Origin of the sequence: Ruegeria sp. EL01 (genome assembly GCF_900313035.1) — a bacterium.
Classification (GTDB): domain Bacteria; phylum Pseudomonadota; class Alphaproteobacteria; order Rhodobacterales; family Rhodobacteraceae; genus Ruegeria.
The window spans coordinates 52,251-68,819 of record NZ_OMPS01000049.1 but is presented as its reverse complement, the minus strand read 5'-3'; the positions used below and the strand labels follow the sequence as shown (position 1 = coordinate 68,819).

Annotated in this window: 14 protein-coding genes and 1 pseudogene; 9 read left to right on the top strand and 6 right to left on the bottom strand. The window is 57.4% G+C overall.

The window, feature by feature from the left end; all coding sequences use genetic code 11:
- Nucleotides 1-405, bottom strand: a pseudogene (glyA, locus tag D9K61_RS26750) (serine hydroxymethyltransferase); the annotation flags it as partial.
- A 168-nt stretch (nt 406-573) separates the two neighbouring features.
- Between glyA and D9K61_RS26745 the strand changes: the two are divergent.
- Nucleotides 574-1,335, top strand: a complete 762-nt coding sequence (locus D9K61_RS26745; protein WP_254055886.1) for an NAD kinase — start codon at nt 574-576, stop codon at nt 1,333-1,335.
- 266 nt (nt 1,336-1,601) lie between these two features.
- Here the strand turns inward: D9K61_RS26745 and D9K61_RS26740 are convergent, their stop codons facing one another.
- The 4 genes from D9K61_RS26740 to D9K61_RS26725 form a co-directional block, all read right to left on the bottom strand.
- Nucleotides 1,602-3,035 carry an amidase family protein gene (locus tag D9K61_RS26740; RefSeq protein ID WP_120636272.1) on the bottom strand — a complete coding sequence of 478 codons (1,434 nt, stop codon included), beginning with the start codon at nt 3,033-3,035 and terminating at the stop codon, nt 1,602-1,604.
- Between the two features lie 94 nt (nt 3,036-3,129).
- Nucleotides 3,130-5,019, bottom strand: coding sequence for a propionate-CoA ligase PrpE (prpE, locus tag D9K61_RS26735; RefSeq protein ID WP_120636271.1), 1,890 nt, complete (start codon nt 5,017-5,019; stop codon nt 3,130-3,132).
- Between the two features lie 232 nt (nt 5,020-5,251).
- Nucleotides 5,252-5,641 (bottom strand): GFA family protein, encoded by a 390-nt coding sequence (locus tag D9K61_RS26730; protein WP_120636270.1) that lies wholly within the window; start codon nt 5,639-5,641, stop codon nt 5,252-5,254.
- A gap of 43 nt (nt 5,642-5,684) precedes the next feature.
- Nucleotides 5,685-7,958, bottom strand: coding sequence for an NADP-dependent malic enzyme (locus D9K61_RS26725; protein WP_120636269.1), 2,274 nt, complete (start codon nt 7,956-7,958; stop codon nt 5,685-5,687).
- Between the two features lie 143 nt (nt 7,959-8,101).
- Here D9K61_RS26725 and D9K61_RS26720 point away from each other — a divergent pair, with 143 nt between their 5' ends.
- The 6 genes from D9K61_RS26720 to upp all read left to right on the top strand — a co-directional run bounded on the left by D9K61_RS26720 (nt 8,102) and on the right by upp (nt 13,799).
- Nucleotides 8,102-9,187 (top strand): cupin domain-containing protein, encoded by a 1,086-nt coding sequence (locus D9K61_RS26720; protein ID WP_120636268.1) that lies wholly within the window; start codon nt 8,102-8,104, stop codon nt 9,185-9,187.
- Nucleotides 9,188-9,274: 87 nt separating this feature from the next.
- On the top strand, nt 9,275-9,667 hold the full coding sequence (locus D9K61_RS26715; RefSeq protein ID WP_120636267.1) for a cytidine deaminase: 393 nt from the start codon (nt 9,275-9,277) through the stop codon (nt 9,665-9,667).
- A gap of 4 nt (nt 9,668-9,671) precedes the next feature.
- On the top strand, nt 9,672-10,979 hold the full coding sequence (locus D9K61_RS26710; protein ID WP_120636266.1) for a thymidine phosphorylase: 1,308 nt from the start codon (nt 9,672-9,674) through the stop codon (nt 10,977-10,979).
- Entirely contained in the window at nt 10,976-12,187 is a 1,212-nt protein-coding gene (locus tag D9K61_RS26705) for a phosphopentomutase (protein ID WP_120636265.1), read from the top strand. The genes D9K61_RS26710 and D9K61_RS26705 overlap by 4 nt, the downstream gene beginning before the upstream one ends.
- On the top strand, nt 12,184-13,170 hold the full coding sequence (locus tag D9K61_RS26700; protein WP_120636264.1) for an adenosine deaminase: 987 nt from the start codon (nt 12,184-12,186) through the stop codon (nt 13,168-13,170). Before D9K61_RS26705 ends, D9K61_RS26700 begins: the two co-directional genes overlap by 4 nt.
- Entirely contained in the window at nt 13,167-13,799 is a 633-nt protein-coding gene (upp, locus tag D9K61_RS26695; RefSeq protein ID WP_120636263.1) for a uracil phosphoribosyltransferase, read from the top strand. Before D9K61_RS26700 ends, upp begins: the two co-directional genes overlap by 4 nt.
- A 6-nt stretch (nt 13,800-13,805) precedes the next feature.
- Here upp and D9K61_RS26690 read toward each other — a convergent pair whose 3' ends face one another.
- Complete coding sequence (locus tag D9K61_RS26690; protein WP_120636262.1) at nt 13,806-14,819, bottom strand: hypothetical protein; 1,014 nt, start codon at nt 14,817-14,819, stop codon at nt 13,806-13,808.
- A 154-nt stretch (nt 14,820-14,973) separates the two neighbouring features.
- On the opposite strand from D9K61_RS26690, the gene D9K61_RS26685 reads away from it, so the two are divergent.
- Together D9K61_RS26685 and D9K61_RS26680 are read left to right on the top strand one after the other, a co-directional pair.
- Nucleotides 14,974-15,909, top strand: coding sequence for a DMT family transporter (locus D9K61_RS26685; RefSeq protein WP_120636261.1), 936 nt, complete (start codon nt 14,974-14,976; stop codon nt 15,907-15,909).
- Complete coding sequence (locus tag D9K61_RS26680) at nt 15,906-16,562, top strand: sulfotransferase family 2 domain-containing protein (RefSeq protein WP_120636280.1); 657 nt, start codon at nt 15,906-15,908, stop codon at nt 16,560-16,562. The genes D9K61_RS26685 and D9K61_RS26680 overlap by 4 nt, the downstream gene beginning before the upstream one ends.
- Nucleotides 16,563-16,569 lie beyond the last annotated feature (7 nt).

The window sequence follows — 16,569 nt, the reverse complement described above, 5'->3', positions numbered from 1 at the left end:
GGTCAGATGGCCACCGGCATCCARGCTCATGCCCAGAATGGTGTCACCGGGTTTGATCAGCGCCTGGAACACACCCTGATTGGCCTGAGAGCCCGAGTTCGGCTGGACGTTGGCGAAGCCACAGCCAAACAGCTGCCTGGCGCGGTCGATGGCCAGGTTTTCGGCGACGTCAACGAACTGGCAACCGCCATAATAGCGCCGTCCGGGATAGCCTTCGGCGTATTTGTTGGTCATCACCGAGCCCTGCGCCTCCATCACGGCGGCGCTGACGATGTTCTCGGATGCGATCAGTTCGATCTCATCACGCTGGCGACCCAGCTCGGACGTGATCGAGCCGTAAAGCTCGGGGTCACGGTCAGACAGGGACTGGGTGAAAAAACCGGTATCACGAAGATTGGCGTTCATGGGCGCTCCACATGGCTGGATGAGAATCTTGAAGATTTCCTATCGGAAACCCCTTAGGCGCAACAGGCTTAAAGCGACGATTTGGTCAACTGTGGCGTCAAGTCTGGCCTATCGGGGAAAGGTATGTTTGTTTCGGAGCCAAATGTGCAGCACCGGAAACCGGAACAGATGAAAAAGAGAATCGCCTTTCTCGCCAGCGACGCCAAAGTTGCGCAAACGGCACGTGACGACCTGGTGGCCAAATACGGAAACGCCGCCCCGCGGGATGCCGATGCGGTGGTCGCTCTTGGTGGGGACGGATTCATGCTGCACACCTTGCATAACATGCAACATCTGGACACGCCGGTGTATGGCATGAATCGCGGAACCATTGGGTTTTTGATGAACGAGTTTCACGAAGCTGATTTGATGGACCGGCTTGCTGCCGCCGAAGAAGAGGTCATCAACCCCCTTGCCATGAACGCCATGGACCAGTCTGGTAAATTTCACAAAGCCCTTGCGATTAACGAAGTTTCGTTGCTGCGGGCAGGTCCCCAGGCCGCACGCCTTAAAATCAGCGTCGATGGCAGGGAACGCATGGCCGAGCTTGTTTGCGATGGGGCGTTGCTGTCCACGCCAGCAGGTTCGACTGCGTACAATTACTCAGCGCACGGCCCTATCCTGCCGATCGGGTCAGATGTTCTGGCGCTGACCGCAATTGCCGCGTTTCGACCTCGACGTTGGCGGGGCGCGTTGCTTCCAAAGATCGCCAATGTACGCTTTGATGTACTGGACGCAGATAAACGACCCGTCATCGTTGCTGCCGATTCTGTATCTTTCCCCGATGTGGATTGGGTTGAGATTCGCTCCGAGCCTGCAATATCCCATCGGATTTTGTTTGATCCCGGACATGGGCTGGAAGAACGCCTGATATCAGAACAATTTACGTAAAACTGCGAATCCAGACGATTTTTGCGCGTTGTGTGACCCAGTTCACAGGCGGTCCGTTAACGGTCGGCTAACCTGATCGTGCTCGGAGAACACGTCACGGTGGAAGTGAGTGGCCACCAAACGGCGTTTTCGAACAGTTGCGCAAATTTCGCGCTGGCGAGGGTGGGTGGTGCTACGCTCGTCATCAAAAATCCGAGCATATTTTAGTATGCGGACCCCGGGCAAAATAACCCGGGGTCTATTTTGTTCAGGGCGCACTGTTAAATTTACGCTCCCATTTTCTCCCACAATGGGATGCACATCTGTCCGACACGGGCTTCGATTGCGGCTGCGGCATCCACGGCAAGATCCTCGCGCCAACGCCTTGCAGCGATCTGCACGGTGATGGGTTGCGGCCCAAGCGGTAATTCAGCCAACCGGGCGGGGACACATGCCGCGGGCAGCCCTACGAAGTTCATCGCATAGGAATAGACGGCGCAGCCCAAAACCTCGTGCACGCCTACGGCGCCTTCGGTGTCGCGGTCGGGCTTGAAAAATGGCTGCGGCAGGAAGGGCGACAGCACAAGGGGGTAGTCCTGAAGAAACAGCGACCACTCTCTGGCGTAGTGCGTGCGTTTTGCCAACATGTGCACTATTTCGGTTTCAACAATCGGCGGAAACTCTTGAAAATAAATGTCAAAGATATCCCGAATTGTCTGCGACCCGGCCGCTTCGATATCTGATTTCATCAGGGTCAGCACTTCGCCCATCAAGGTGCGATAACCAATCCGACCGCATTCAAAGACGTCTGGCGGATCAATTTCGTCGACGACATAACCTGCATCGACCAAAGCCTCGCGGGCGGTGTCCAGTGCTTTCTCGACCTCTGGATGAAGGGTGTAGCCGAATGTATTTTTGGTAAACGCCACTTTGATCGAACCCTCAACAGGTGCGCCGTGCCAGGGGATCGGCACGTGGAATGGATCACGCGGATCGGGTGCGATCAGGCTCGGCATCGACAGGTTCAGATCGGCAGCGGACCGGGTGATCAGTCCTTGAACCGACATGGATTGCGCCAGCAGTCCACGTTCGGCCTGTTGGCTGGGATTCCATGCGGGGACGCGGCCGAGGCCGGGTTTGACCGTCACGGCTCCGGTAGCCGCCGCTGGAAAGCGCAAGCTGCCACCGATGTCGTTGCCGTGGGCCAGGGCGCCGACGCCGGCCATAACGGCAGCCGCCGCACCACCCGACGACCCGCCGGGTGAAATATGCCCACCCCAGGGGTTTTGTGTTCGCCCATACAACGGGTTGTCGGTATCCGCACGAAACGAGAATTCTGGTGTGTTTGTTCGCCCGATCACAATGGCGCCAGCCTTTTGCAAGTTGGACACAACGGGCGCATCCTCCGGCGCGATGACATCTTTCAAGGCGACCACACCGTTTGTGGTGGCATGGCCTTTCTGGTCGACATTCACCTTGATCGTGACGGGCACCCCGTGCAGCGGACCGGTTGGTTGGCCTTTCGCCCGGGATTGATCCAGTGCACGGGCTCGATCCAAGGCCTCGGCGCTCAGGTCTTCGACAACCGCGTTCAAGGACGGATTTACGACTGCCATGCGGTTGAGTGAGGCTTGTACCGCATCTTCGGCGCTCAGATCACCGGCACGTGTCAAACTGGTCAGGTCTGCGGCGCTGAGGCGCCAGATGTCGCTTTGTGTCATGAGCCCTCTCTGTCTTACAGCGACAGTACGAGGCTTGATATTGGTTGCAAGCGAAAGCCGAGGCATTGGGGGCGGCCAACAGCCGCCCACATTGTTATTGTGCGTAGCCGATGGTTTGCAGTGCCGACCTGATCTCATCCAGAATAACGGGATCGTCGATGGTCGCCGGCATCTTGTATTCCTGACCATCCGCAATCGACACCATCGTCCCGCGCAGGATTTTGCCGGATCGGGTCTTAGGCAAACGGTCTACCACCACAGCCAGTTTGAAGGCGGCAACAGGGCCGATTTTCTCGCGCACCATCTTGACCACTTCCTGCGCGACCTCGTCGTGATCACGTCCGGCCCCAGCGTTGAGGCATAGGAAACCAACCGGCATTTGCCCTTTCAACTGGTCCGAGACGCCAATGACCGCGCATTCGGCGACATCCGGATGGGCGGCCAGAACCTCTTCCATGCCACCAGTGGATAGACGGTGGCCTGCAACGTTGATGACATCATCCGTACGCGCCATGATATATAGGTAACCGTCCTCATCGATCATACCTGCATCGCCGGTTTCATAGTAACCGGGGAAATGCTGAAGGTAGGATTTCTTGAACCGTTCTTCGGCATTCCATAGCGTCGGCAGCGTCCCCGGAGGCAACGGCAGCTTCACTGCAATGGCACCTAGTTCGCCGGGTTTCATCGGGTGTCCACCTTCGTCCAGAATCTGAACATCATACCCGGGCATCGGTTTCGCAGGCGAGCCCAGCTTGACTGGTAACTCTTCGATTCCCAGCGGATTCCCAGCGATTGTCCAACCGGTTTCGGTTTGCCACCAATGATCGATCACTGGAACTTTCAGTGCCTTTTGCGCCCATTCGATTGTGTCGGGGTCGGCCCTCTCACCTGCCAGAAATAAAGCCCGCAAACTTGAAAGGTCATATCTCTCAAGCAATTCACCCTTTGGGTCCTCGCGTTTGACAGCGCGGATCGCGGTGGGGGCGGTGAAGAAGCTGCGCACGTTATGTTCGGATATCACGCGCCAGAAGGTGCCAGCATCTGGTGTGCCGACCGGCTTGCCTTCGAACACAATGGTCGTGTTACCGTGGATCAGCGGCGCGTAGCAGATATAGGAATGCCCGACGACCCAGCCCACGTCTGAAGCGGCCCAGAACACATCGCCCGGATCGACGTCGTAAATGTTCTTCATTGACCAGTTCAGCGCCACAAGATGTCCGGCGGTAGGTCGCACGACGCCTTTGGGTGCGCCAGTCGTGCCAGATGTATAGAGGATATAGGCCGGATCATTGCCTGCCACAGGTACACATTCTGCCGGCTCGGTGCCGTATTGAAACCCATGCCAGTTAAAATCGCGACCCTCGGCAAGCTGGGCAACCTCTTGTTCGCGCTGGAAGATGACACAAAAGTCGGGTTTGTGGTCTGCCATGTCGATGGCACCGTCCAGCAAGGGTTTGTAGTGGACCACTCGGCCTGGCTCCATCCCGCAGGATGCCGCGATGATCGCCTTGGGTTTGGCATCATCAATGCGGACGGCCAACTCGTTGCTGGCAAAGCCGCCAAACACAACCGAATGAACTGCGCCCAAACGGGCACATGCCAACATCGCCTCAAGCGCTTCTGGGATCATCGGCATGTAAATGATGACGCGGTCACCTTTTTCGATGCCCTTGGCCCGCAATGCTCCGGCAAGTGTCGCAACACGATTGCGCAGCTCGACATAGGAAATCTCGCGTTTGGTGTGGGTGATCGGGCTGTCGTAGATAATAGCGGTCTGTTCGCCGCGTCCGTTTTCCACGTGACGGTCCACAGCGTTCCAGCAGGTATTGACCTGCGCGTCGCTGTACCACTCATAAAGCGGCGCATTGTCGTCAAACAAAGCTTTGCTTGGGGCTTTGACCCAATCGATCCCTTTTGCGGCGTCCATCCAGAACGCCTCGGGGTCGGCTTTCCAACTTTCATATACGTCCTGATATGCCATCTCGTCCTCCTCCCAAAGCCTTGCGCATGTTGTTATGCACCCCTATCGCTTCGAACAAGCGGAGCGCATGACGGCGCGTCAGTTTATCGCAAATTCTTTGCAGAGAGCTTCGAATTTTCCTGCAAAGTTATGCAAACCCCTTTTGTTTTGGCAACTTGTTTGTGCCGACGTAAAGGTTTTGCAAACTTGCTAACTCAACCATGCAAAATCCTGCCTCAGCCAGAGAATCAACTCACCCGGCGTTCTTTGCGTAACGCGGCAGACGGTCTTGAATACTCAGCCAGCGAAGATGGTCCGCGTGAAACACATGGAACCGAGGCGGTAGAGTATCCGGGTCTTCAAGCGTTACGGTGTAGAGATGGATGTTAGCAACGTCGCACGCGTTGCGATACGCCATCTGCGTGCCACAGACCCCGCAAAACAGCCGCTCCACAGAGTCAGACGACCGGTAGATTTTTGGTGCGTTCCCTTGCCAATCGACGGAATCGTGCGGCACCCCAAAAAACGCTGTGACAGGTGACGCACAATTGCGGCGACAATCGGCGCAATGGCAATAACAACTCCAGGCGACCTGACCATCGCTTTCGCAGCGCACCGCTTTGCAGTGACAATGCCCTTTCATGCTGACCTCCCTGAATGGTGGCCAGCCAATAGGGCCACCCGATCTAACCGTAATGCGCGACCGGTGTTCCGGCAATGGCAGCCATGTTCAGCAACCCGCGCGCAGTAATAGACGGGGTTACGATATGGGCTTTGTTGCCCATGCCCATCAGGATGGGGCCAACTTCGATTCCATCGGCTTTCATCTTTAGAATGTTGCGTACACCACTGGCGGCATCTGCATGGGCAAAAATCAACACATTTGCGACCCCTTCCAGACGCGAAGCGGGGAAGATGCGGGCCCGCAGATCAGGATCCAGGGCTGCGTCCAGGTTCATTTCGCCCTCATAGATGAAGTCCCGAGGTTCCTGATCCAGAATATCCAGCGCAGCACGAAGGCGTTTGCCTGAGCCTTCCGCCTGATTTCCGAATTGAGACTGTGAGCAGAACGCGATCTTTGGTTCGATTCCGAACCGGCGGACATGGCGGGCGGCACCGATGGTGGATTCTGCCAACTCCTCGGGTGACGGCAGTTGCCGCACATGCGTGTCGGCAATGAACAATGGGCCGTCTTCAAGGATCATCAAAGACAACGCCCCATGGGGGCGCAAATCGCCATCGTCCAGCACCTGTTCGACATAGTTCAGATGCCACCGGAATTCCCCAAAGGTGCCGCAGATCATGCTGTCCGCCTCACCACGATGGACCATGATCGCGCCAATGGCCGTTGTGTTCGTACGCATGATTGCCTTGGCCAGATCCGGCGTCACGCCTTGGCGCTGCATGACCTGATGATAGGAGTTCCAGTAGTCATAGTATCGTGGGTCATTTTCAGGATTCACGATCTGGCAATCTTTGCCGGGACGAATAGTTAATCCCAGTTTTTCGCAGCGCGCCTCGATCACGTCTGGCCGTCCGATCAGGATCGGGGTTTCAGTGGTCTCTTCCAAGATGGCCTGGGCGGCGCGCAGGACGCGTTCATCCTCGCCCTCGGCAAAGACGATCCGGCGCGACGCGACAGCTGCGGCCTCGAACACCGGGCGCATCAGTAGGGCCGATTTGAATACGGATTGGTTCAGCTTTTCCTTGTAGGCTTCCATATCCTCAATCGGCCGCTTCGCCACGCCGCTGTCCATTGCGGCCTTGGCGACGGACGAAGAGACAACGCCCACCAATCGCGGATCAAACGGCTTAGGGATCAGGTAATCCGGCCCGAATGTCAGCTGTTCCCCCTTGTAGGCAGCCGCGGCCTCGGCGCTGGTTGTGGCGCGGGCCATGTCTGCAATGCCGTCAACACAGGCGATCTGCATTTCGTCGTTGATCTCGGTCGCACCGACATCCAATGCGCCGCGGAAAATAAACGGGAAACATAGGACGTTGTTGACTTGATTGGGAAAATCGCTGCGCCCTGTGGCGATGATCGCATTTGGTGCAACCTCTCGCGCAGCTTGCGGCAGGATTTCAGGTGTTGGGTTGGCCAGCGCGAAGATGATCGGGCGATCGGTCATTTTCTCGACCATTTCCGGCGTCAAAACGTTCGGGCCACTGAGGCCCAAAAACAAATCAGCTCCGCCTATGACGTCGTCCAGAGTTCGCAAATTCGACTTCTGCGCAAACTGATCTTTGTGGGGGTTCATGTCCTCCGCGCGGCCTTCATAGACCAGGCCATGAATGTCACACAGCCAGATGTTTTCCCGTTTGACCCCCAATTTGACCAACATGCTCAGGCAGGCAATTCCCGCAGCGCCACCGCCGGTTGAGACAACTTTGATGTTTTCAAAGGACTTACCAGCCACATGTAGCGCGTTTTTGGCGGCCGCCCCGACGACAATTGCAGTGCCATGCTGATCGTCATGGAAGACGGGAATGTTCATCCGTTCGCGGCATAGTTTTTCGACGATAAAGCAATCCGGAGCCTTGATGTCTTCAAGGTTGATCGCGCCGAAGGTAGGCTCTAACGCACAAACGATATCAGCCAGTTTTTCGGGATCAGGCTGATCGACTTCGATATCGAAACAGTCGATCCCGGCGAATTTCTTGAACAGCACGGCCTTGCCTTCCATGACGGGCTTCGAGGCCAACGCGCCGATGTTGCCCAGGCCAAGTACGGCTGTGCCGTTTGATACCACGGCCACCAGATTCCCGCGTGAGGTATATAGCTCTGCATTGGCCGCATCGGCCTTGATTTCCAAACTCGCCTCAGCGACGCCCGGAGAGTAGGCCCGCGCCAGATCACGGCCATTTGCCATCGGTTTGGTGGCCTTGATTTCAAGCTTCCCGGGCTTTGGATGGGCGTGATAGTCTAGCGCGGCTTGTCGCAGGCTGGGTGTATCTGACATGGCGGGACTTCCTGTTGGATATTTAGTTTAACGCTAAACTAGTGATGACCCAAGGGAAACAGAGAATTGAAACGACCCGCAGATAAGCTGTTGCTTGCAAAACCAAAGGCTCGCATTCACTGTCCCGCCTGAAGGAGAGCATTATGAGCGACACCATAGCTGAATTCCGTGTTCCGACCAAAGAACTGCGTGATGACATCCCGTTTTACACCAAGGTGTTGGGGATGCGGATGGACATGATCTATCCTGCTGACGATCCAAGTGTTGCTGTATTTTCGGGGCATGGGTTACGGTTGCGGGTCGAAAAAGACGCGCCCGAGGCACCGGGAACATTGCGCATCCTCACTGAGAATCCCGGCAACTTCCTGGATGGTAAGCGCAGCGTAGTGGCGCCAAACGGGACCAGAATCGAGATTGAGGAGCGCTATCCGCCGCTGGAAATGCCTGAAACCGTTCATTCCTTTGTGGTCCGTAGGTTGAAAGATCAAGCGCCATGGATCATCGGGCGTGCGGGAATGCACTACCGCGATCTGGTGCCAGACCGACTGGGCGGGTCCATCATTGCCAGCCATATTCGCATCCCCGATGGCGGGCCGGTGCCGGATATGGTGCATTTTCACAAGGTCGGGTTTCAACTGATCTTTTGCATCCACGGCTGGGTGGACGTGGTTTACGAGGATCAGGGCGACAAGATGCGACTGACGGCCGGGGATTGCTTTATCCAGCCTCCTGAAATCCGCCATCGGGTACTTGAGGCGTCAGACAATGTGCAAGTGATCGAGATCGGCGTGCCCGCAGAACACGTCACCGAAATTGATCATGACATGGAACTGCCCACCCCGCATGTCCGACCGGATCGGGAATGGCACGGCCAACGATTTGTCTACAATCAAGCCAAAGATGCCGATTGGGGGCCGTTCCGCTTGCCGGGTTACATCTGTCGCGACACGACGATTGCTGAAAACACAAAAGGTGTCGCCGGTGTCCAGGTGGTGCGCCGGGGGCAGGGTGATCCGCAATGGGCCAGTCACGATACCGATATTCACTTTACATTTGTCATGACTGGCGAAGTCACGCTGGAAGGGGAAGACCGGGAACCATATCGGCTGGAGCAGGGGGATGCCTTCGTCATTCCGCCCGGCATGCGAACGCGACTGGCGGATCCATCGCAAGACGTTGAACTGCTGGAGGTCACCCTGCCGGGGGTTTTCGGTACGAAATTGGGATGAATGATCGCGCGGGGGTCTTCAATTCCCCCTGCGCTTTCATTTAGGATATGTGTTTCTGACCAGATGATCAAAAATTGAGGAATCGCCATGTCGCTTAAAGACGCCGCCTTGTCCGTCCGGGAAAAAGCTTATGCGCCTTATTCGAACTTCAAGGTTGGTGCGGCGATCCGGGCCACGTCGGGTCAGGTTTTTTCGGGCTGTAATGTTGAAAACGTGGCATACCCTGAAGGTACTTGTGCCGAGGCTGGTGCGATTGCTGCGATGGTTGCCGCTGGTGAACAGCAACTGGCCGAAGTGTATGTGGTCGCCTCCAGCCCGCAGCCGGTACCGCCTTGCGGTGGGTGCCGTCAGAAACTGGCCGAGTTCGGCAAGCGTGACGTCAAGGTGACGTTGGCAAGTGTTGATGGAACGGAACTCGAAACAACAATCGGGCAGCTACTGCCCGGTGCGTTTGATGCGTCCTATATGGAGGGTACCTGAGCCTATGGACGCCCGCTCGATCATTGCAAAGCTGCGCCAATCCGAAGTGCCGACGCGTGAAGAGCTGATCTGGTTCGCACAAGGTTTGGCCGATGGCGGTGTCAGCGATGCGCAGGCCGGTGCTTTTGCGATGGCCGTTTGCATGGGCGGTCTGGGCGCGCAGGGCAGGGCCGATCTGACTGTGGCCATGCGCGACAGTGGTGAGGTGCTTAGCTGGGATGTGGACGGCCCGGTCATTGATAAGCACTCGACTGGCGGCGTCGGGGATTGTGTCAGTTTGGTGCTGGCACCGGCTTTGGCAGAATGCGGTGCATATATTCCGATGATTTCGGGCCGCGGGTTGGGGCACACCGGCGGAACCTTGGACAAGCTTGAGGCCATACCGGGCGTAAGCACTCAGATCAGTCAGGATCGTTTGGAGCAAATACTGCGTGACACCGGTGCAGCCATCGTCGGTGCAACAGGTCAAATCGCTCCGGCGGACAAGCGGCTATATGCGGTACGGGATGTGACGGCGACGGTCGAAAGTCTGGATCTAATCACAGCCTCGATCCTGTCGAAGAAACTTGCCGTCAGCCCAGATGCGCTGGTGCTAGACGTCAAAGTCGGTAGCGGCGCGTTTATGAAAACCATTGAAGACGCGCTCCAACTGGCCCGAGCACTGACCGAAACTGCGAACACTGCAGGGTGTCGAACCTCGGCGGTGATTACCGATATGAACCAGCCGTTGGCCCCGGCCTTGGGCAATGCGTTGGAAGTGGCTGAAGTGATGAAGGCGCTTACGGGGGCGGCGTGTTCCCCATTGGCCGAGATATCGGCTGAACTGGGTGGTGTGCTGCTGTCTGATGCCGGGATGTGTGACACCGTGGATCAGGGCTGTGCGAAAATCACCGAGATCATCTCTGATGGTCGCGCCGCGGACCGGTTTGGTCGCATGATGGCTGCAGTGGGCGGCCCGGTGCAGTTCGTCGACACATGGGCGCGGTTCCTGCCCGAGGCCGACGTTATTCAAGAAGTGCCCGCACCCAAGGATGGATATGTCACCGCCATAAATGGCGAGGCGCTGGGCCTTGCTGTTGTAGCACTGGGCGGAGGGCGTCAGGTGGAAAGCGATCAGATCGATCCGGCCGTTGGCGTATCGCAACTCCTTCGGCTAGGAGATCGGGTTGCCAAAGGCGAGCCGCTTGCGTTTGTCCACGCGGCGCGTGAGGACGCCGCGCATCGCGCAGCGGCAACCATTTCTGCTGCGGTTGTAATCGAGGACAGGCCCATTGCCGTCCCGGACCTCGTCCATGAAAGGATCACCGCATGAGCCGCGCTTTTCTGGTGGTCATGGATTCGGTTGGCATCGGTGGCGCGCCGGACGCAGACCAGTTCTTCAACGGAGAAACCCCAGATACCGGGGCCAATACACTGGCGCATATCGCGCAGGCCTGCGTTGAAGGGCGGGCTGAGGAGGGGCGGTCAGGTCCGTTGCACGTACCAAATCTGGATGCGTTGGGGTTAGGGGCCGCCGCGCGGCTTGCGTCAGGGGATGCAAGGCCGGGAATGGATGCCGACCCGACGGGCAAGTGGGGCTGCGCACGTGAACATTCGTCCGGTAAGGACACGCCTTCCGGCCATTGGGAATTGGCCGGGGTCCCCGTTCCGTGGGATTGGCATTACTTTCCCGACACCATACCGGCCTTTCCATCTGATCTAAGCCAGGTCGCAGCCGAAGCTGCCGGAACCGATGGCATTCTGGGGGATTGTCATGCCTCAGGCACAGCAATCATCAACAAGCTGGGGGCCGAACACATGCGCTCGGGCTGGCCAATCTGCTATACCTCTGCCGACAGCGTCTTTCAGATCGCGGCGCATGAGGAAAGCTTTGGCCTCGACCGGTTGCTGAACCTGTGCCGGGCGATTGCGCCGCGCCTGCATGACATGAAAGTGGGACGGGTGATTGCCCGCCCGTTTGTAGGATCGCCCGAGACAGGCTTTACCCGCACCACCAACCGCAAGGATTTCGCGATCCTGCCGCCCGCACCGGTCTTGACCAACTGGGTACAGGATGCTGGTCGTCGGGTTCATGCGGTGGGCAAAATCGGTGATATTTTCTCGATGCAGGGGATCGATACGTTGCACAAGGGATCGGACGCTGAACTGATGCAGCACCTATCCACCCTCGTGGACGAGGCCGAAGACGGCAGCCTGACCTTTGCCAATTTTGTCGAGTTTGACAGCCTTTATGGCCACCGCCGGGACATCAGCGGCTATGCTTGTGCGTTGGAATGGTTTGACAGGGAAATTGGTGTGATCGTGCAAAAACTGCGCCCGGGCGACCTGCTGCTGCTGACGGCTGATCACGGCAATGATCCAAGCTGGATCGGCACTGATCATACGCGTGAACAAGTGCCGGTTTTGATCGCAGGGCGCGGGACCGGCCAGATCGGACAGGTCAACTTCGCCGATGTCGCCACCAGCATCGCCCATCATCTGAACATTCCGGCGCAAGGGCCGGGAAGGACCTTTCTATGACCGTCGCTGACCTATCCAAAATCGAACTGCATCTGCATCACGAAGGGGCCGCCCCTCCGGCTTTCATCCGTCAGTTGGCGCATGAAAAGCGTATTGATCTGAGTGGCATATTCAAACCGGACGGGTCATATGACTTCCGTGATTTCGCGCATTTCCTCAGCGTTTACGAAGCCGCCTGTGAAGTCCTAAAAACGCCCGAAGACTTTCGCCGTCTGACGCTGGCCATTCTGGAAGAAAGCGCTGCGAACGGCGTGGTTTATTCTGAAACCTTCCTCAGCCCAGATTTTTGCGGCGGCGGTGATCTGAACGCTTGGCAGGACTATCTGAGCGCAATTCAGGACGCAGCTGACGAGGCAGAGGATAAGTTCGGCATTACTCTGCGTGGCGTCGTCACTTGTGTTCGCCACTTCGGTTCTGAACAGGCCAAGCGCAGCGCCCATTGTGCCGCCGAAACTGCCGGCAACTGGATCACCGGATTTGGCATGGGCGGCAACGAATCCATTGGTGCCCAAGGTGATTTCAAATGGGCCTTTGAATGCGCGCGCGAGGCGGGTTTGCAGCTGACCACCCATGCAGGTGAGTTTGGTGGCCCGGAAAGTGTTCGCGATGCCGTTCGTGATCTGAATGTCGAGCGGGTTGGTCATGGTGTGCGGGCCATCGAGGACCCTGACCTTGTCCGCGAACTGGCCGACCGGGGTATCACGCTAGAAGTATGCCCGGGTTCCAATTTGGTTTTGGGTCTGTTTCCCAATATCGAGGCCCATCCGATTGCGCGGCTGCGTGATGCCGGGGTCAACGTCACGGTCTCAACCGATGACCCGCCGTTTTTTCACACGACCATGCAGCGCGAATATGAGATGCTGAGTGCAGCCTTCGGCTGGGAGGCCGAGGATTTTGCCGCCTTGAACGAAACCGCCCTGAACGCGGCCTTTTGCGATGAAGACACGCGTGCGCGGGTCAAGAAAAGACTGGAGACAACATGAGCGAACATCTGACCGTCGTTGATCACCCGCTGGTGCAGCACAAACTGACGCTCATGCGGGACAAAGGCACCTCGACCGCCGTGTTCCGGCAGTTGCTGCGCGAGATCACCTTGTTGCTGGCCTATGAGGTCACGCGTGAGCTGAAATTGACCACTCGCCACATCGAAACCCCGATGGAGGAGATGGATGCCCCCATTCTGGCGGGCAAAAAATTGGCGCTGGTGTCCATCCTGCGGGCCGGAAACGGGATGTTGGACGGGGTGCTGGAACTGATCCCATCAGCACGCGTCGGGTTTGTCGGGCTTTATCGCGATGAAGAGACGCTGAAACCGGTCCAGTACTACTTCAAGGCCCCCGAAGAGCTGAAAGACCGGTTGGTAATCGCGGTTGATCCGATGCTGGCCACGGGCAACAGCTCGGCCGCGGCCATTGATCTGCTGAAAGAGGCCGGTGCCACGGATATTCGCTTCCTCTGTCTGCTAGCCGCCCCGGAAGGCGTCGCGCGCATGAAAGAAGCACATCCAGATGTACATATCGTGACCGCTGCACTGGATCGCCAACTGAATTCCAAAGGGTACATCATGCCGGGTTTGGGCGACGCGGGCGACCGGATGTTCGGCACAAAGTAATCCCGCCTACTCGCCGCAGATGTTTTGCAGCTGGACCCAATCACGGTCTGGCAGCACCTGCTCCAGAGCTCGTCCAGCCATCGGGTCGGCCTCGATCAGGCCAAGCACGGTTTCGCCGGTGATGTCACGCGCATAGGCGTATGGGGTTGAAGGAAGTGCTGCCTGTGCAAAGACGGCCAACAGGTCCTCTTCGCCAACTGCGGGACGGGGCTGCGACAGAACCTGTTCGGTATACGAGTCCACAATATCCGCCGTCAGACGACCGGTTGTCAGCAATCGAAAGGCCGTCGTCGGTCCGGTTCTGTCCAGTAAGTCTTCCAATGGATCCCGGTCCTCGGATCTTGCGCGTTCTGCGATGACATACCCCGCAGCAACGGCGGGGTCTTCGTGATCCTCGACCAGCGAACGGCTTAGCAGGACAGTGCCGCCGGGAAGGCTCAGGCTGTCTTTTACGCCTGCGGGCAGGATAATGATCTGGCGTACGCCGGTACGTCGGGCCAGCCGATCCAGCGAGGCTTGCGCATCCCGAGAGGCACATGCTTGACCCGAAACGCGCTCAATCCGATGCAGAACTGTATCACCGATCTCTTGCCGTTTGACCTCGGGGACGACAGACACCACATGGCTTTGCAAGGCGGCTGGCAACCACAACAGCAGCACAGCCAGTACCGCAACGACGACACCGCCGACACTTAACCACCGCAGACGCCCCGGATGCGGGCGCGACCGGTCAATGGCACGCTGAAGACGGTCGATCGCCTCAAGCATCGTTGTCTCAGACTCGGCTAGTTCCAATGTTTCATCTGGATCGCCATCAGGATTGAAAATCGCCGGAAAACCCCCGGGGTTTTGCCGCTCGAGCGCGGCCAATGACCAATGGGTCAGCGCCTTGTCATTGAAATCCGAAATCGTAAGCGTAGCTTCACCAATCGACACGACAACCTCGCGCCGCTGCTCATCGGGCGAGGGGCGCCACAGACCGGTGGCTTCGATCCGCTGGTACTGTTTCAGGGCTGTCATCGGGGTGAGGTCTGCTCATTATTGTTTTGCCGCAGCTTAGCATGGTGAAATCACATGGCGCAAACCTGTTGCGTCAGCTTTCGGAATTGTGCTGGATACGTCAACGCGCAGAGGTTCGGGGCCGCCGACCTTTGAATCTGGGTAAAGGCGCAAAATGCAGTCAGACAAATCAACGTCTCCGATACTAGCGTCGATCCTTATGGTCAGCGCGATGGCGATCATCGGAGTGATCGACAACGTAGTGATCTTGCTGGCTGACACAATCGGCCTGTGGCAGTTCCACCTGAGTCGGGCCTTGCTGATGCTGCCGCTTATCGCAGGTCTGTCGCTTCTGGGGTTGGGAGGATTACGACCTAAACGCTTGGGTCCTGTCATTTTACGAAGCGTTCTGATCACGATGGCGATGCTGTTTTACTTTGCTTCACTGGCGATGATGCCGATTGCGCAGGCTTTGGCAGGGTTGTTTACATCGCCGATTTTTGTGCTGTTGATCTCATCCCTGGGGCTCAAACAAACCATCGGCCCCTGGCGCATAACGGCGGTGTTGATCGGCTTTGTCGGCATCTTGTGCGTGCTGCAGCCGAACCCGGGCGAATTCGATACCAAGACACTTTTGCCCGTTGCCGGAGGGCTGTTTTACGCGCTCAGTTCGATTGTCACCCGCAGCCATTGTTCGGATGAAAGTACCGTGGCGCTGTTGGCCGGTATGGTCATCACGCTGGGCCTGGCGGGCGCGATCGGAGTCGCGGTTTTGTCGGTGTTCCCCATCGCGTCGCCGGAGGGACCGGACGGATTTGTTTTCCGGGGCTGGGTTTGGGATATTCGACCTGCGGTGCCATGGATCCTGATCCAAGCTTGCGGATCGACCATCGCTGTATTCATGCTGATCAAATCCTATCAGGTTGGTGAGCCGTCTTATGTGGCCGTTTTTGAGTATTCGGTAATGATCTTCGGCCCGCTTTTTGCCTGGGTCGCGTTGGGGCAAACCATCGGTCCACTGCAGATCGCCGGCATCGCACTGATCGCGACCGCCGGGACACTGCTGGGGTGGCGGGCAGGGCGCGCACCAGCGGGGCAGGAGGCGGTGTGATCATCTCGACCAGCCAAGGCTATGTCTTTGTTCATATCCCTAAAACGGGGGGGACGTCGCTGACGCTGGCGCTGGAACAACGGGTGAGCGAAGATGACATTCTGTTTGGCGACACCCCCGTTTCAATAACGCGCCGCGCACGTGCCAAGACATTGAATGCCCGCGGCCGATTGTGGAAACATTCTACCCTGGCGGATATCGACAGAGTGTTGCCCGAAGGTGAATTGCAGAACTTGTTCGCCTTTACCATGGTGCGCAACCCATGGGATCGGATCGCCAGCTACTACCATTGGCTGCGTGCGCAAAAGTTTAACCACGCGGCGGTGACCCTGGCGAAAGCATCGGATTTTGAAGGATTTGTTTTGCATCCAGCGATGCAGCGGTCGTTTCAACAACATTCCGCGCGGTCCTACATGACAATGACAGATGGGGCAGAACATTGTCAGGCGTACATCCGACTTGAGCATTTTGTGCAGGACGCCGACCCATTGTTCAAGCAGTTGGGCTTTAAGGTGGATTTGCCGCATTTGAACCGCTCCACCAGAGAGCAGGATTATCGCCAGTATTACACTGCGCAATCTGCCGAAGCGGTGGCGCGGGCCTGCTCAGAAGATATTCTGAGATTCGGATATCAGTTTGATGCAGCGGATTAACGATAGT

Coding starts and splice junctions, on each gene's coding strand:
- D9K61_RS26745 (WP_254055886.1), top strand. CDS start 574: ATGAAAAAGAGAATCGCCTTTCTCGCCAGCGACGCCAAAGTTGCGCAA.
- D9K61_RS26740 (WP_120636272.1), bottom strand. CDS start 3,035: ATGACACAAAGCGACATCTGGCGCCTCAGCGCCGCAGACCTGACCAGT.
- prpE (WP_120636271.1), bottom strand. CDS start 5,019: ATGGCATATCAGGACGTATATGAAAGTTGGAAAGCCGACCCCGAGGCG.
- D9K61_RS26730 (WP_120636270.1), bottom strand. CDS start 5,641: ATGAAAGGGCATTGTCACTGCAAAGCGGTGCGCTGCGAAAGCGATGGT.
- D9K61_RS26725 (WP_120636269.1), bottom strand. CDS start 7,958: ATGTCAGATACACCCAGCCTGCGACAAGCCGCGCTAGACTATCACGCC.
- D9K61_RS26720 (WP_120636268.1), top strand. CDS start 8,102: ATGAGCGACACCATAGCTGAATTCCGTGTTCCGACCAAAGAACTGCGT.
- D9K61_RS26715 (WP_120636267.1), top strand. CDS start 9,275: ATGTCGCTTAAAGACGCCGCCTTGTCCGTCCGGGAAAAAGCTTATGCG.
- D9K61_RS26710 (WP_120636266.1), top strand. CDS start 9,672: ATGGACGCCCGCTCGATCATTGCAAAGCTGCGCCAATCCGAAGTGCCG.
- D9K61_RS26705 (WP_120636265.1), top strand. CDS start 10,976: ATGAGCCGCGCTTTTCTGGTGGTCATGGATTCGGTTGGCATCGGTGGC.
- D9K61_RS26700 (WP_120636264.1), top strand. CDS start 12,184: ATGACCGTCGCTGACCTATCCAAAATCGAACTGCATCTGCATCACGAA.
- upp (WP_120636263.1), top strand. CDS start 13,167: ATGAGCGAACATCTGACCGTCGTTGATCACCCGCTGGTGCAGCACAAA.
- D9K61_RS26690 (WP_120636262.1), bottom strand. CDS start 14,819: ATGACAGCCCTGAAACAGTACCAGCGGATCGAAGCCACCGGTCTGTGG.
- D9K61_RS26685 (WP_120636261.1), top strand. CDS start 14,974: ATGCAGTCAGACAAATCAACGTCTCCGATACTAGCGTCGATCCTTATG.